Below are 14770 nucleotides of genomic sequence, written 5' to 3'. Positions count from 1 at the left end.
CATGCTCAGTCACGAACTCGAATTCACCCTGAACCAGGCCTTTCGACAGGCCCGCGAGAAGCGTCAGGAATTCATGACCGTCGAGCATTTGCTGCAAATGTTGCTCGACAGCCCCTCGGCGGCGTCGGTGCTGCGCGCCTGCGGCGGTGACATCGACCGCCTGCGACGGGAACTTGGCGCGTTCATCGACAAGAACACGCCGCTGCTGCCGGAAGGCGACGAACGCGACGTGCAGCCGACCATCGGCTTCCAGCGCGTGCTGCAACGCTCGATGTTTCACGTGCAGGCCTCGGGCAAGCGCGAGGTGACCGGCGCCAACGTGCTGGTGGCGATTTTCAGCGAGAAGGAGTCGCATGCCGTGTTCCTGCTGGGCAAGCAGGGCATCAGCCGGCTGGACGTGGTCAATTACATTGCACACGGCATATCCAAAGTGAACGAAGGCGAAGAAAACGAGTCCCCTGCCAGCCCGGAAGACGAAGCGCAGGGCGATGGGGGCGCCAAGTCGGCGCTGGACAAGTTCGCGGTCAACCTGAACGAGCAGGCGCGTCAGGGCCGTATCGACCCGCTGATCGGCCGTGCCGACGAGATCGAGCGGACCATGAAGATCCTGTGCCGGCGGCGCAAGAACAACCCGCTGTTCGTGGGTGAGGCCGGCGTCGGCAAGACCGCGCTGGCCGAGGGACTGGCCAAGCGCATCGTGGACCATGAGGTGCCGGATGCGCTCGCCGAGTGCACCGTGTATTCGTTGGACATGGGCGCCCTGCTGGCCGGCACCAAGTACCGCGGCGATTTCGAGAAGCGTCTGAAAACCGTGCTCAAGGATCTGTCGAAGGACCCGGGCTCGATCCTGTTCATCGACGAGATCCACACCATCATCGGTGCCGGCGCGGCCTCCGGTGGCGTGATGGATGCATCCAACCTGATCAAGCCGGTGCTGGCGTCCGGCGAGCTCAAGTGCATCGGTTCGACCACCTATCAGGAATACCGCGGCATCTTCGAGAAGGACCGGGCGCTGTCCAGGCGCTTCCAGAAAATCGACGTCGGCGAGCCGAGCGTGCCCGAGACGGTGCAGATCCTGCGCGGCCTGCGCACGCAGTACGAGCAGCATCACAACGTGCGTTACACCAACGCGGCGTTGTCGGCGGCGGCCGAGTTGTCCGCGCGGTACATCAACGAGCGCTTCCTGCCGGACAAGGCCATCGACGTCATCGACGAGGCTGGCGCCGCGCAGCGGGTGCTGCCGCCGAGCAAGCGCAAGAAAGTCATCGGCGTCGGCGATGTCGAGCAGGTGGTGGCGCGCATCGCCCGCATTCCGCCCAAGCAGGTGTCCAGCACCGACATGGAGAAGCTGCGCACGCTGGACCGAAACCTGAAGATGACCGTCTTCGGCCAAGACGAGGCAATCGATACCCTGACTGCCGCCATCAAGATGGCGCGGTCAGGTCTTGGCCCGCAGACGCGGCCGATCGGCTCATTCCTGTTCGCCGGCCCGACCGGCGTTGGCAAGACCGAACTGAGCCGTCAACTGGCGCTGGCGCTGGGCATCGAGCTGATCCGCTTCGACATGTCCGAGTACATGGAGCGACACACCGTGTCACGCCTGATCGGCGCGCCGCCGGGCTACGTCGGTTTCGACCAGGGCGGCCTGCTGACCGAAGCCATCAACAAGCACCCGCATGCGGTGCTGCTGCTGGACGAGATCGAAAAGGCCCACCCGGACGTGTTCAACCTGCTGCTGCAGGTCATGGACCACGGCGCGCTGACCGACAACAACGGCCGCAAAGCGGATTTTCGCAACGTGGTGATCATCATGACCACCAATGCCGGCGCCGAAATGACCGCGCGTGCGTCGGTCGGCTTTACCAAGCAGGACCACAGCAGCGACGACATGGAGGCCATAAACCGCCTGTTTGCGCCGGAGTTCCGCAACCGCCTGGATGGGGTCGTGCGTTTCCACGGCCTGGCCCCGGAAACCATTTCGAGCGTGGTGGACAAGTTCATCATCGAACTGGAAAGCCAGCTCGAAGGCCGCCGCGTGACCATCGAGGTGGACGAGGATGCCCGTGCCTGGCTGGCCGAGCACGGCTACGACGCCAAGATGGGCGCCCGTCCCATGGCGCGCCTGATACAGGACAAGATTCGCCGGGCACTGGCGGACGAGTTGCTTTTCGGCAAGCTGGTCCACGGCGGTCTGGTGAGTGTCGGCTGCGTGGACGGGGAGCTGAAAATCGAGTGCGAGCCGGCGCCGGCCCGCCCGGCGCGGGTTGCGGAAGAGGAAGCCTAGCGGCGTTTGGCGGCCGGTATGCGCCGGCCATTTTGCTGGGCCGGAACGCAGGCGTTCGGCGTATGCGGGTGTGGGACCGGCTGAGGCTGGTCAGCGCGCCCGGTAGGTGATGCGGCCCTTGCTCAGGTCGTAGGGCGTCAGCGATACGGTCACCTGATCGCCGGTGAGGATGCGGATGTAGTGCTTGCGCATTTTTCCGGAGATGTGGGCGGTGACGACGTGGCCGTTCTCCAATCGCACACGAAAGGTCGTGTTCGGCAGGGTTTCCACCACCGTCCCCTGCATTTCAATGCCTTCTTCCTTTGCCATTCAGTTCTCGACAGCCTTTCGGTAAACGCCGGATTGTATGCGGCTGGGGGTAATGCCTCAACCGCGGGTGTGGCCTGACTCCACAGTTCTTGTGCGCAGCGGCTCAGGGGGCCACTATCACCGGCATCTTCAGCCCGGCGACCCGAAGGAGCCTTCGATGCTTGCGATGCGGATCGAGTTTTTCCATGACGTCCTGTCATGCTGGTGTTTCAACGCTTCCGAGCGGCTGCGGACATTTGTGTCGGCCCATCCTCAGGTGGAGGTGATTCATCGCGCCTGGCCGCTGGGTACAGACCGCACCTTGTTCACGCGTTTGTTTCCGGATCCGAAGGCCGCAAAACACGAAATCGTGCTGCAGCACTGGGGCGACGCGGTGCGGGTCGAGCACGAGCACCGCATCCGGCCGGAGCTGATGATGAGCCGCGATTTCGATTACCCGTACTCGATGCCGGCGCAACGTGGCTGCAAGGCGGCCGAAAAACAGGCTGGCCAGCAGGGCCACTGGGATTATTTCGATCGGGCGCAGCAGGCCCACCTGAGCGACTGCGACAACGTCGCCGATCCGGATGTGCTGACCCGCTGTGCGCGGGACGTGGGTCTGGACGTGAACGCCTGGCTGCGCGATTTCGAGGATTCGCAGCGGGACATCGAAATCGGGATGGACCTTGGCCTTGCCAAGGCCTACGGCGTGGTGCGGGTGCCGATCCTGATCGCCGATGGACGAGCCCAACTGCATGGCGATCCGTGGTCGACCTTCGGGTATCGCATCACCGCCGAACGGCTGGATGCCTGGTACGCGGATCTGGCCCGCGCCCGGCAGACCGGGCGGTTCTAGGCCAGCGCGCCTGTGGGGCGCCCGAATCCGGCGCCCGCATCAGTTCAGGCGGCGGCCGCGGCCTCGATGTAGGAAATCGGCAGATCCTGCGCAGAGTCGAAGGTGACGATCTCGTAATTGGCAGCGTCGGCCAGCAGCGCGCGCAGTAGCCTGTTGTTCAGCGCATGACCCGACTTGTAGCCGGAGAAGGCGCCGATCAGGCTGCAGCCGAGCAGGTACAGGTCGCCGATCGCGTCCAGAACCTTGTGCTTGACGAATTCGTCCCTATACCGCAGCCCGTCCTCGTTCAGGATGCGTGTCCCGTCGACCACCACGGCGTTCTTCATGCTGCCGCCCTGCACCAGCCCCTGGGCGCGCAGGGCCTCGATCTCATGCATGAAACCAAAGGTACGGGCGCGGCTGATCTCGCGCAGAAAGGCCGTCGACGAAAAATCGACCAGGGCCTGCGCCGGCTTGGCGTCGAAGGCCGGATGGCTGAACTCGATCTCGAAGCTGACCCGAAAACCCTCGTAGGGGTCCAGACGTACCCAGCGGTCAGCGTCGAGCGCCTCGATGGATCGCAGCACCCGCAGGAACGATTTCGGGGCGTCCTGCTCGCAGATGCCCGCCGACTGGATGAGGAACACGAACGGTCCGGCCGAGCCATCCATGATCGGCACTTCCGGAGCATCGACATCAATCAGGGCGTTATCGATACCCAGCCCCGCCAGGGCCGACAGCAGGTGCTCGACTGTGCCAACCCGCGCACCGCCGGATTCCAGCGTGGTCGACAGGCGGGTGTCGCCGACTGTGTCGGCGCGCGCCGGAATGATCACCGGCGGATTCAGATCGACACGCCGGAAACGAATGCCGCTATCGACCGGCGCCGGATGCAGGGCCAGTTGAACCCTCGCCCCGGTATGCAGGCCGACTCCGGTGGCGCGGATGCTGTTCTTGAGGGTGCGTTGCCTGATCACGTCGTCGCCGGTCCTGGGAATGGGGTGACACCGGCGCCAGTCACGCGCCGGTAACACAGTCTACATCGCTGGCCGACAGCCCGGCCGCGCAGTCAGTCGGCCTGTCGGCGCAGGAAGGCCGGGATTTCCAGATACTCCATGTCGCTGTCGCGAAACGCCTGCACCGGGTCACGCTTGCGTTCCTGCCGAATCACGGTCGGCTGCTCGTAACGCTTGTACGGATCGGTGCCGGTGGCAGCACGCACCACCTCCATCGGGCGCTCCAGCGGGCGTTCCTGGGTCGTGCGCGCGGGCTTGCGATCAAGGCCCGTGGCGACCACCGTGACGCGCATCTCGTCGCTCAGGTCCGGATCGATCACGGTGCCGATCACCACGCAGGCGTCGGCCGAGGCCAGTTCCCGCACCACGTTGCCGACTTCCTCGAATTCGCCGATCGACATGTCCGGACCGGCGGTGATGTTGACCAGGATGCCGCGCGCACCGGACAGGTTGATGTCTTCCAGCAGCGGGCTGCTGACGGCCGCCTCGGCGGCCATCCGCGCCCGCCCGTCGCCGCTGGCGCTGGACGAGCCCATCATGGCCATGCCCATCTCGGACATCACGGTGCGCACGTCGGCAAAGTCGACGTTGATCAGACCCGGCCGGGTGATCAGCTCGGCAATCCCCTGCACGGCGCCTTGCAGCACCTGATTGGCGGCCTTGAAGGCCTCGGTCAGGCGGAAGTTGCGGTCCAGTTCGGTGATCAGCTTGTCGTTCGGGATGATGATCAGCGAGTCGACGTGCTTGCCCAGCGCCGCGATGCCCTCGTTGGCGATGTCGAGGCGCTTGCGGCCCTCGAAGCCGAACGGTTTGGTCACCACCGCCACCGTCAGGATGCCCAGCTCACGCGCGATCTGCGCGATGATCGGCGCCGCGCCGGTGCCGGTGCCGCCACCCATGCCGGCGGTGATGAACACCATGTCGGCGCCGTCGAGCGCGTCGGCGATGCGTTCCTTGTCTTCCATCGCCGCCTGCGCGCCGATGGCCGGGTTGGCGCCGGCGCCAAGGCCCTTGGTCAGGCCGGTACCCAGTTGCAGCACGGTCCGTGCAGACGTGCGCCCGAGCACCTGCGCGTCGGTGTTGGCGACGATGAATTCCACGCCGTCGATCTGCTGCTGCAGCATGTGTTCGATGGCGTTGCCGCCCCCGCCACCCACGCCGATGACCTTGATGATGGCGTTCTGTTCGGTTGGTTCCATAAGTTCAAACATGTTCGTGCTGCCCCCGGTGTCCAGTAGCTTACCGCGGGAACCGCCCGGTCCCCGGCCAAGAATCGTGTCGCGTGCCTCGCCCCTGCCTTTGCCCTTGCCTCTGTCGCCCAGAATCGTCATACGCCCCCCTGAAACCAGGTTTTGACCTTCGCCCAAATACCGTTGAAACTGCTCAAACTGCGCCGCGACGGCTCCTGCGTGGCGCGCTGTTCGAGCGCGTACAGCAGCAGTCCGACGCCGGTGGCGTGGATCGGATTTCGCACCACGTCCACCAGCCCACTGACCCGGTGCGGCAGACCCAGCCGCACCGGCGTGTGAAAGATTTCCTCTGCCAGGTCGATCACGCCTTCCATCTTGGAGCTGCCGCCGGTCAGCACCACGCCGGCGGCGATCAGGTCCTGAAAGCCGCTGCGCCGCAGTTCGGCCTGCACCAGGCGCAGCAGCTCCTCGTAGCGCGGCTCGACCACCTCGGCCAGCGTCTGGCGCGACAGGCGCCGCGGCGCCCGGTCGCCGACGCTGGGTACCTCGATGGTGTCGTCGGCGCCGGCCAGCTGGCGCAGCGCGCAGGCGTACCTGACCTTGATTTCCTCGGCGAACTGGGTCGGTGTGCGCAGCGCCACGGCGATGTCGTTGGTGACCTGATCGCCGGCAATCGGAATCACCGCCGTGTGCGCGATCGACCCGCCGATGAACACCGCGATGTCGGTGGTGCCGCCGCCGATGTCGACGAGGCACACGCCCAGTTCCATCTCGTCGTCGGTCAGCACCGAATGGCTGGAGGCGACCTGCTCGAGCACCAGCTCGTCCACTTCCAGGCCGCAGCGGCGCACGCACTTGACGATGTTCTGCATGGCGCTGACAGCGGCGGTGACGATGTGCACGCGCGCCTCCAGGCGCACGCCGGACATTCCCACCGGCTGGCGGATGCCCTCCTGCTCGTCGATCACGAACTCCTGCGGCAGCACGTGCACGATGCGCTGGTCCATGGGGATGGCCACCGCCTTGGCGGCGTCCAGCACCCGGTCCACGTCGGCCTGCGTGACTTCCCGGTCGCGGATGGCGACGATGCCGTTCGAGTTGATGCTGCGGATGTGACTGCCGGCGATGCCGGCATAGACCGAATGAATCTGGCAGCCGGCCATCAGCTCGGCTTCCTCGACCGCCCGCTGCATGGAGGCGACCGTCGACTCGATGTTCACCACCACGCCTTTCTTGAGCCCGCGCGACGGGTGCGTGCCCAGGCCGATGATTTCGAGCGCCCCCTCGGGCGTCACCTCGCCGACCAGGGTGACGATCTTGGAGGTGCCGATGTCCATGCCGGCGATCAGCCGCTTGTCCTGTTTCTTGCTCATAAATCCATGACCTTGCGGTCGGGTTCGGAGGGCGGTTTGAAGCGCACCGCAAAGCCGTCGCTGTAGCGCAGGTCCACGCTTTCCAGCGGCGGTGCAACGCCGGCCAGGCGGCTGCGGTAGACGGCCGCGAAGCGCTTCAGGCGGCCGGCCACATCCTTGCGGCCGGCGGTGATGGTCATTCCGTTGGCAAGCCCGATGTGCCAGGCGCCGCGGGCCTCCTGACGCACCTCGCGCACCGGCGGCAAGCCTTCCAGCAGGCGACAGAAGCGCTGGTAGTCGGCAAACACCCGCTGCGGCCGTGCGCCGCCAGGGCCGCTGAGCAGGGGCAGGGCGTCCGGCAGCGGTCCTGCGACTGCGAAGACCTCGCCGCTGTCGCTGAGCAGGCCGCCGTCACCCCAGCGGGCGATGGCCCGGTGGCCGACGATTTCCACCACCAGTTTGTCCGGCCATACGCGGCGCACCAGGGCGCGCTTGACCCACGGCTGACGCCGCGCAGCCTCGGCCACGGCCGCCACGTCCACGCTGAAGAAGCCACCCGCGGCGGCCGGCAGCAGGCGCTGTTCCAGCGCCTTGCGATCGACGTGATCCAGATCGCCGGTGATCTCCACCGTGGTCAGCGGAAAACGCGCCGGGTCGGTGACCCACGCCAGGCCCCGGGCGCCACCGACCGCCGCCGCCAGCAGCAACGCGGCAAGACCCAAGCGCCACGCCCAGCGCCCGATCTGGCGCGCCGTCGCCAGCCACGCCGCCGCCTGCTCGCGCAGCGTCGGTGGGCGCAGGCGGGCGCCGCGCCGCTGCGGCCGGGCGGCGTGACGCGGCAGCGAGGCCGCACCGATGGACTGGTACAGCGGGCGCGGCGGAGGCGGTGCCCTAAACATCCGCCTGCTCCCCGGCCGCCAACAGCCGCGGCGTGGCCTGCGGCTGGTGCAGGCTGGTGTCCAGGATCGCCAGCATCAGCTGGCCGAAATCCATGCCCACCGCGCGCGCCGCCATCGGCACCAGCGAGTGGTCGGTCAGGCCCGGCACGGTGTTGGCCTCCATCAGGTACGGCGCGCCGCTGTCGTCCAGCAGCAGGTCGACCCGGCCCCAGCCGTGGCAGTCCAGCGCCGCGAACGCGTCCAGCGCCAGCTGCTGCAGGGCGCGTTCCTGCGCCACCGGCAGACCGCACGGGCACAGATAGCGGGTGTCGTCGCGCAGGTACTTGGCTTCGTAGTCGTAGAAGGCGCGATCCGTCTCGAGCTTGATGGCCGGCAGCACGCGGTTGCCGACGATGCCGACGGTGTACTCGCCGCCGCCGATGAACCGTTCGATCAGCACCTGCGGATCGTGCGCCATCGCCGCTGCCACGGCCGCCGGCAGGTCGGCGGCGCGCTCGACCTTGCTCATGCCGATGCTCGAGCCCTCACGGGAGGGCTTGACCATCAGCGGCAGGCCCAGGCGCGCCGCCAGCGCGTCCCAATCGCTGTCCGGTCCGGCCAGCGCAAACGGCGCAGTCGGCAGGCCGCAGCCCTGCCACACCTGCTTGGCGCGTTGCTTGTCCATGGCCAGTGCCGAGCCGAGCACGCCGGAGCCGGTGTAGGGCAGGCCCAGCCAGTCGAGCGCGCCCTGCAGGGTGCCGTCCTCGCCGCCGCGCCCGTGCAGGGCGATGAAGGCGCGTGCATATCCGCCAGCGGTCAGCTGCGCCAGCAGATCCGGCGCCGCGGCATCGACGCCGATGGCGTCCACGCCGGCCTGCCGCAAGGCGGCCAGGGCCGCCGCGCCGCTCTTGAGCGACACCTCGCGCTCGGCCGAACGGCCGCCGTAGAGCACCGCCACCCGTCCGTAATTCTGTGGCGCGCGCATCAGCTGGCCTCCCCGACGCGGCGCACTTCCGGCTCCAGATGCACGCCGCTGGCGGCCTCGACCCGCGCCTGCACGGTGTCGATCAGGGTTTCGATGTCGGCCGCGCAGGCGCCGCCGAGGTTGACGATGAAATTGGCATGCAGCTCGGATACCTGCGCCCGACCGCAGGTCAGACCCTTCAGGCCCGCCGCTTCGATCAGCCGGGCGGCGAAATCGCCCGGCGGGTTGCGGAACACCGATCCGGCATTGGCCAGTCGCAGGGGCTGGGTCGCGGCGCGGCGGCGCAGCAGGGCGTGGATGGCCGCCTGCACCTGTTCGACGGGCGCGGCCTCGAAGGCGAACTCGGCCGCCACGAAACCCTCGCCCGGCGGGCCGCTGACGCTGCGGTAGGCGATGCGGTAAGCCTCCGGCAGGCGACGGTGCAGCGTGCCGGCACGGTCGATGGTCTGCACGGCAGTGACGCGCTGCCAGGTCTCGCCGCCGTGGGCGCCGGCGTTCATGGCCAGCGCCCCGCCGACGGTGCCGGGAATGCCGGCCAGGAACTCGCCGCCGGCCAGGCCCGCGCGCCCGCAATGCTGGGCGAGCCTGGCGCAGGGCAGGCCGGCGCCGGCCCGCAGTCCGCCATCGGGCAGCGTTTCGATCTGCGCAAAGCCCTTGCCCAGGCACACCACCGCGCCGCGAAAGCCGCCGTCGCGTACCAGCAGATTGCTGCCAAGGCCGATCCACAGCAGCGGCACATCGGCCGGCAGTTCGGCCAGGAAAGCCTGCAGCTCGGGCAGGTCGTGCGGCTCGCAATACACGTCGGCCGGACCGCCAACGCGCCAGCTGGTGTGCCGGGCCATAGGCTCGTGGCGACGCACGGCCGGCCGGTCGGCGTAAGCGGCGGCGTTCATACGCCCCCCGCGAGGCCGCTGGCGAGCGCCGCCGCGGCCTGGCCGATGCTGCCGGCGCCCAGCGTGAGCACCACGTCGCCGTCCTGCAGCACCGCCGCCAGGCTGTGCGGCAGGTCGGCCAAGTGCTCCACGAACACCGGCTCGATGCGCCCGCGGCCGCGGATGGCACGCGCCAGGGCGCGGCCGTCGGCGCCGGCGATCGGCGCCTCGCCGGCGGCGTAGACCTCGCACAGCAGCAGCGCGTCGGTGCCGGCCGACAGCGTGGCGGCAAAATCGTCCAGCAGATCGCGCGTGCGGCTGTAGCGGTGCGGCTGGAACACGGTCAGCAGGCGCCGGCCCGGATAGGCGCCGCGCACGGCGTCCAGCGTCGCCTGCAGTTCGCGCGGGTGGTGGCCGTAGTCGTCGATCAGGGTGAGGTGCTTGCCGTCCAGCGCGCCGTCGGCAAGGTGCTGCAGGCGCCGGCCGATGCCCTCGAAGCTCGCCAGTCCCCGTGCGATGGCGGCATCGTCCACGCCCACCTCGCGGGCAATGGCGATTGCCGCCAGGGCGTTTTGCACGTTGTGCAACCCAGGCAGGTTCAGCGTCACCGCCAGCGGCGAGCGGCCGGCGGCACGGACGGTGAAATGCATGCGCAGGCCGTCCTGGGTGACCTCGTCTGCGTGCAGGTCGGCATCCGGCCTCAGGCCGTAGGTCAGCACCGGCCGGCCGATGCGCTCGCGCAGGGCCATCAGCCCGGCATCGTCCTGGCACAGCACGGCCAGGCCGTAGAAGGGCAGGCGCTGCAGGAACTCCACGAAGGCCTGGCGCAGGCGCGCCGGGTCGCCGCCGTAGGTGTCCATGTGGTCCTGGTCGATGTTGGTGACCACCGCCAGGATCGGGTTCAGGTGCAAAAAGGACGCGTCCGATTCGTCGGCCTCGACCACCAGGTAGCGCCCGGCGCCCACGCGCGCCCCGGAGCCGAGCGCATTCACCCGCCCACCGATGATGAAGGTCGGATCCAGCCCACCCTGCGCCAGCAGATGTGCCACCAGGCTGGTGGTGGTGGTCTTGCCGTGGGTGCCGGCGATGGCGATGCCGTCCTTCAGGCGCATCAGCTCGGCCAGCATGGTGGCGCGCGGCACCACCGGCACGCCGCGGGCGCGGGCGGCAGTGATCTCGACGTTGTCCGGCGGAACGGCGGTCGACACCACCACCACGTCGGCGCCGTCGATGTTGCCGGCCGCGTGACCGCGCTGCACCTGTGCGCCGAGCGCCTGCAGCCGCTCGGCCGCCGCGCTCGGGCCAAGGTCCGAACCGGAGACCCGGTAGCCCTGGTTCAGCAGCACCTCGGCGATGCCGCTCATGCCCGAGCCGCCGATGCCGACCAGGTGGATGTGCCGCACGCGATCACGCATGGGCCACCTCCAGGCAGGCCGCCGCCACGCGCCGCGCGGCGTCGGGCCGCGCCAGGCGGCGCGCCGCCTCGGCCATCGCCAGGCGCCGCGCCGGATCGGCCAGCAGCGATCCGAGCAGCTCGGCCAGGCGCAGCGGCGTCAGGTCCGCCTGCGGCAGCAGCACGGCGGCGCCGGCGCCGGCCAGATGGCGGGCATTGGCGGTCTGGTGATCGTCGGCCGCGTGCGGGAAGGGGACCAGCAGCGCGCCCAGGCCGACCGCGCACAGCTCGGCCACGGTCAGCGCGCCGGCCCGGCAGATGGCCAGATCCGCCGCGCCGTAGGCGGCTGCCATGTCGTCGATGAAGCCATCGACCGTGGCCGTCAAACTGCGCGCGCGGTAATCGGCCGTCACCGCTTCGGCGTGCTGCCGTCCGGCCTGGTGGCGCACCTGCGGCAGCGGCACGCCGCTTTGCTTGAGCAGTTCCAGCGCCTGCGGCACGACCGCATTGATGGCCTGCGCGCCCTGGCTGCCGCCCAGCACCAGCAGGCGCGGCGCAGTGCTCAGGCGTTCGCCGGGCGGCGGCAGGTCGAGCAGCTCGGCACGTACCGGGTTGCCGGTGAACTCGGCCGGTCGGCCGGCCAGGCGCAGGCCCGGAAAGCCGGCCAGGACACGCTGCGCCAGACGCGCCAGCAGGCGGTTGGTCAGGCCCGGACGGGCGTTTTGTTCGTGGATCAACAACGGCCGGCGCAGCAGGAAGGCCGCCACGCCGCCGGGTCCGGAGGCGTACCCACCCAGGCCGAGCACCGCATCCGGGCGTAGCCGGCGCAGCAGTCCCATGGCCTGCGCCAGCGACCGCAGCAGGCCGACCGGCGCCGACAGGTAGCGCAGCACGCCAGTGCCGCGCAGGCCGGCCACCGGCAAGGTGAACAGCTCGATGCCGGCCGCCGGCACGGCGCGCGCCTCAAGGCCCGTCGCGGTACCCAGCCAGCGCACGTCGTGGCCCTGCGTGCGCAGCTCGTGGGCCACCGCCAGCGCCGGCATCACATGCCCGCCGGTGCCGCCGGCCATGATCAGCACCTGCATCAGTGCCGCCCCCGGCGCTGCGCCGTCATGGCCGGCGCGCCGTTGACACCACGACGCATCCGCTGCTCGTGGTCGATACGCAGCAGCAGCGCGATCTGCAGGCAGCTGACCACCAGGCTGGTGCCGCCGTAGCTCATCAGCGGCAATGTCAGGCCCTTGGTCGGCAGCACGCCCATGTTCACGCCCAGGTTCACGAAGGCCTGAAAACCGATCGTCAGGCCCAGGCCGTAGCCGAGCAGCGCGGCGAAGCCGTCGCCGTTGGCGGCCGCGCGCCGGGCGATGGCAAACGCCCGCACTACCAGAAAGCCGAACAGACCGATCACGCCCAGCACCGCGAACAGGCCCAGTTCCTCGGCCAGCACGGCGAGCAGGAAATCGGTGTGCGCCTCGGGCAGGTAGAACAGCTTCTGCACGCTGTTGCCAAGTCCCACGCCGAACCAGCCGCCGCGCCCGAAGGCGATCAGCGCCTGCGTGAGCTGAAAGCCGGCGCCGAACGGGTCGTCCCAGGGGTGCAGGAAATTGGTCAGCCGCGCCAGGCGGTAGGGCGAGGCGACCGCCAGCGCCGCCAGCGCCGCCAGGCCGGTAGCGCCCAGGGCGATGAAATACAGCCAGCGCACGCCGTACAGGAACAGCAAGCCGCCGGTGGCCGCCGCCAGCACCACGAAACTGCCGAAATCCGGCTCCGCCAGCAACAGAGCGCCGATAAGGCCAAGACTGACCAGGATCACCAGCATGCGCTCGCGCAGCAGCTCGGGCGTGTCGGCCTCCGACAGACGGGCGGCGGCGAACATCAGAAAGGCGAGCTTGGCCAGTTCCGACGGTTGCAGGCGCAGGCCACCGCCGCCCAGCCAGCGGGCGGCGCCATTGACCTCGATGCCGACGCCCGGCAGCAGTACCAGCACCAGCAGCACGGTGGCGCCCAGCACTGCAAAACCGGCCAGGCGATGCCACAACACCAGCCGGGTCTGGGTGAAGAAATACCCGCCCAGCACGCCCAGAGCCAGATACATGGCCTGCCGCTGCAGGTAATACTCGCTGTCGCCGACGCTGCGGGCGGCGACCGTGATCGAAGCCGAATACACGGCAACCAATCCCACCGCGGCGAGCAGGGCTGCCACGGCCAGCAGCGCCCAGTCCCACTCGGCCGGCCCGCGCAGGCCGGCGGCGACCGGCGCCGGCGCGCGGGCGGTGGTGCCGACACTACTCATCGGTGATCACCCCGACGAGCGCCCGCACGGCGCGAACGAAGGCCTCGCCCCGGGCGGCGTAGCCGCTGAACATGTCGAAACTGGCGCAGGCCGGGGACAGCAGCACGCCATCGCCCGGCTCGGCCAGCGTGGCGGCGGCCGCCACCGCGGCGGCCATGTCGGCGGCGCGCTGGATCGGCACGGCGTCGCCCAGGGCGTCGGCGATCAACGCGGCATCCTCGCCGATCAGCACCGCCGCCCGGCCATGCGCGGCCAGCGCCCCGCGCAGCGGCGCGAAATCCTGGCCCTTGCCCTGTCCGCCCAGGATCAGCACCAGCCGGCCAGTGGGCCGGGTCGGCGCCAGACCCTCGATGGCGGCCAGCGTGGCGCCGACGTTGGTGCCCTTGGAATCGTCGTACCAGGCCACGCCGCCATGTTCGCCCAGCCACTGCGTGCGATGCGGCAGGCCGGGAAATTCGCGAAGCGCCGGCAGCGCCTGCGCCAGCGGTACGCCCAGCGCGTCGACCAATGCCAGCGCGGCCAGCGCATTGGCGATGTTGTGACGGCCGGGCAGGCGCAGCGCTGCCGCCGGCAGGAGCGCCTCGTCGCCGCGCGCCAGCCACGGCGCGCCATCGCGTTCGAGAAGACCGAAATCGCTGGCGCCGGTCGGCGCGCCGAGTCCGAACCAGACCACCCGCTGGGTAGCGCCAAGCCCGCCGGCCAGTGCGGCGACGCCCGCATCGTCGCGGCTGAGCACCGCCACCGCGGCGCCGTCCAGCGCCCGCGCCTTGGCGGCGGCATAAGCGGCGAAGCTGCCGTGGCGGTCGATGTGGTCGGGACTGAGGTTCAGCACGCAGGCGGCAGCCGGGCGCAGGCTCGCGGTGCGTTCCAGCTGGAACGACGACAGTTCGAGCACGTAGGCATCCGGCAGCGCGCCCGCCAGCAGGTCGAGTGCCGGCGGGCCCAGGTTGCCGCCCACCGCCGCCGTGCGTCCGGCACCGGTCAGCATCTGCCCGACCAGCGTGGTAACGGTGGATTTGCCGTTCGAGCCGGTAATCGCCAGCACCGGCCGCGTGACGGCGCGGGCGAATAGCTCGATGTCGCCCAGCAGCGGCAGGCCGCGCGCGGCGGCATCGACCAGCGGCGGGGCGTCCAGACCGACGCCGGGGCTGACGACGATCTCGTCCACGCCGGCAAATGCCGCCGCCGGCCAGTCGCCAAGATGGATATCGCTGACCGGCACCAACTGCCGCAATTCGGCCAGGCCCGGCGGAATCTGGCGCGTGTCGAGCACCCGCACCTCGTAGCCCTGCGCCAGCAGGTGGCGCACGCAGGACAGGCCCGTGGCACCGGCCCCGACCACCAGCGCGCGTTTTTTCAGTTGCTCAGCCACCGCGTGCATGCC

Annotated in this window: 13 protein-coding genes; 2 read left to right on the top strand and 11 right to left on the bottom strand. The window is 69.5% G+C overall.

The annotated features are described in order from the left end of the window. Window position 1: 1 nt before the first annotated feature. A complete protein-coding gene (gene clpA / locus PG2T_RS08720; protein WP_068804274.1) occupies window positions 2-2284 on the top strand; it encodes an ATP-dependent Clp protease ATP-binding subunit ClpA in 2283 nt (760 codons plus the stop codon). A gap of 90 nt (window positions 2285-2374) precedes the next feature. On the opposite strand, the gene infA is transcribed toward clpA, so the two are convergent. Next, window positions 2375-2593 (bottom strand): translation initiation factor IF-1, encoded by a 219-nt coding sequence (infA, locus tag PG2T_RS08715; protein WP_068804272.1) that lies wholly within the window; start codon window positions 2591-2593, stop codon window positions 2375-2377. A 157-nt stretch (window positions 2594-2750) separates the two neighbouring features. Here infA and PG2T_RS08710 point away from each other — a divergent pair, with 157 nt between their 5' ends. Next, a complete protein-coding gene (locus PG2T_RS08710) occupies window positions 2751-3428 on the top strand; it encodes a DsbA family oxidoreductase (protein WP_068804270.1) in 678 nt (225 codons plus the stop codon). A gap of 44 nt (window positions 3429-3472) precedes the next feature. On the opposite strand, the gene lpxC is transcribed toward PG2T_RS08710, so the two are convergent. The 10 genes from lpxC to murD all read right to left on the bottom strand — a co-directional run bounded on the left by lpxC (window position 3473) and on the right by murD (window position 14767). Beyond that, window positions 3473-4384 carry a UDP-3-O-acyl-N-acetylglucosamine deacetylase gene (gene lpxC, locus PG2T_RS08705; RefSeq protein ID WP_068804268.1) on the bottom strand — a complete coding sequence of 304 codons (912 nt, stop codon included), beginning with the start codon at window positions 4382-4384 and terminating at the stop codon, window positions 3473-3475. Window positions 4385-4476: 92 nt separating this feature from the next. After that, on the bottom strand, window positions 4477-5634 hold the full coding sequence (gene ftsZ, locus PG2T_RS08700) for a cell division protein FtsZ (protein WP_068804266.1): 1158 nt from the start codon (window positions 5632-5634) through the stop codon (window positions 4477-4479). A gap of 116 nt (window positions 5635-5750) precedes the next feature. Next, the gene (gene ftsA / locus PG2T_RS08695) at window positions 5751-6986 is read right to left on the bottom strand and encodes a cell division protein FtsA (protein ID WP_068804264.1); all 1236 of its coding nucleotides are present in this window, start codon (window positions 6984-6986) and stop codon (window positions 5751-5753) included. Next, window positions 6983-7864 (bottom strand): cell division protein FtsQ/DivIB, encoded by an 882-nt coding sequence (locus PG2T_RS08690; RefSeq protein WP_068804262.1) that lies wholly within the window; start codon window positions 7862-7864, stop codon window positions 6983-6985. Before PG2T_RS08690 ends, ftsA begins: the two co-directional genes overlap by 4 nt. After that, a complete protein-coding gene (locus tag PG2T_RS08685) occupies window positions 7857-8828 on the bottom strand; it encodes a D-alanine--D-alanine ligase (protein WP_068804260.1) in 972 nt (323 codons plus the stop codon). The genes PG2T_RS08690 and PG2T_RS08685 overlap by 8 nt, the downstream gene beginning before the upstream one ends. Further along, window positions 8828-9721, bottom strand: coding sequence for a UDP-N-acetylmuramate dehydrogenase (gene murB / locus PG2T_RS08680; protein ID WP_068804257.1), 894 nt, complete (start codon window positions 9719-9721; stop codon window positions 8828-8830). The genes PG2T_RS08685 and murB overlap by 1 nt, the downstream gene beginning before the upstream one ends. Then, window positions 9718-11115: a UDP-N-acetylmuramate--L-alanine ligase gene (gene murC / locus PG2T_RS08675; RefSeq protein WP_068804256.1), complete on the bottom strand. Its 1398-nt coding sequence runs from the start codon at window positions 11113-11115 to the stop codon at window positions 9718-9720. Before murC ends, murB begins: the two co-directional genes overlap by 4 nt. Continuing rightward, entirely contained in the window at window positions 11108-12178 is a 1071-nt protein-coding gene (gene murG / locus PG2T_RS08670; RefSeq protein ID WP_068804253.1) for an undecaprenyldiphospho-muramoylpentapeptide beta-N-acetylglucosaminyltransferase, read from the bottom strand. The genes murC and murG overlap by 8 nt, the downstream gene beginning before the upstream one ends. Further along, on the bottom strand, window positions 12178-13386 hold the full coding sequence (gene ftsW / locus PG2T_RS08665; protein ID WP_083214840.1) for a putative lipid II flippase FtsW: 1209 nt from the start codon (window positions 13384-13386) through the stop codon (window positions 12178-12180). The genes murG and ftsW overlap by 1 nt, the downstream gene beginning before the upstream one ends. Next, window positions 13379-14767, bottom strand: a complete 1389-nt coding sequence (murD, locus tag PG2T_RS08660; protein ID WP_068804252.1) for a UDP-N-acetylmuramoyl-L-alanine--D-glutamate ligase — start codon at window positions 14765-14767, stop codon at window positions 13379-13381. The genes ftsW and murD overlap by 8 nt, the downstream gene beginning before the upstream one ends. Between the last annotated feature and the right edge of the window lie 3 nt (window positions 14768-14770).

This window comes from Immundisolibacter cernigliae, assembly GCF_001697225.1.
Taxonomy (GTDB): domain Bacteria; phylum Pseudomonadota; class Gammaproteobacteria; order Immundisolibacterales; family Immundisolibacteraceae; genus Immundisolibacter; species Immundisolibacter cernigliae.
Note: the sequence above shows the minus strand (reverse complement) of the source record. Positions and strands in the feature narration are given on the sequence as shown.

Bases quoted from the DNA above. Each gene is read 5' to 3' on its own strand.
- ftsA (WP_068804264.1), bottom strand. From the start codon at position 6,986: ATGAGCAAGAAACAGGACAAGCGGCTGATCGCCGGCATGGACATCGGC.
- murC (WP_068804256.1), bottom strand. From the start codon at position 11,115: ATGCGTGATCGCGTGCGGCACATCCACCTGGTCGGCATCGGCGGCTCG.
- PG2T_RS08710 (WP_068804270.1), top strand. From the start codon at position 2,751: ATGCTTGCGATGCGGATCGAGTTTTTCCATGACGTCCTGTCATGCTGG.
- clpA (WP_068804274.1), top strand. From the start codon at position 2: ATGCTCAGTCACGAACTCGAATTCACCCTGAACCAGGCCTTTCGACAG.
- murG (WP_068804253.1), bottom strand. From the start codon at position 12,178: ATGCAGGTGCTGATCATGGCCGGCGGCACCGGCGGGCATGTGATGCCG.
- infA (WP_068804272.1), bottom strand. From the start codon at position 2,593: ATGGCAAAGGAAGAAGGCATTGAAATGCAGGGGACGGTGGTGGAAACC.
- PG2T_RS08685 (WP_068804260.1), bottom strand. From the start codon at position 8,828: ATGCGCGCGCCACAGAATTACGGACGGGTGGCGGTGCTCTACGGCGGC.
- ftsZ (WP_068804266.1), bottom strand. From the start codon at position 5,634: ATGTTTGAACTTATGGAACCAACCGAACAGAACGCCATCATCAAGGTC.
- murB (WP_068804257.1), bottom strand. From the start codon at position 9,721: ATGAACGCCGCCGCTTACGCCGACCGGCCGGCCGTGCGTCGCCACGAG.
- ftsW (WP_083214840.1), bottom strand. From the start codon at position 13,386: ATGAGTAGTGTCGGCACCACCGCCCGCGCGCCGGCGCCGGTCGCCGCC.
- murD (WP_068804252.1), bottom strand. From the start codon at position 14,767: ATGCACGCGGTGGCTGAGCAACTGAAAAAACGCGCGCTGGTGGTCGGG.
- PG2T_RS08690 (WP_068804262.1), bottom strand. From the start codon at position 7,864: ATGTTTAGGGCACCGCCTCCGCCGCGCCCGCTGTACCAGTCCATCGGT.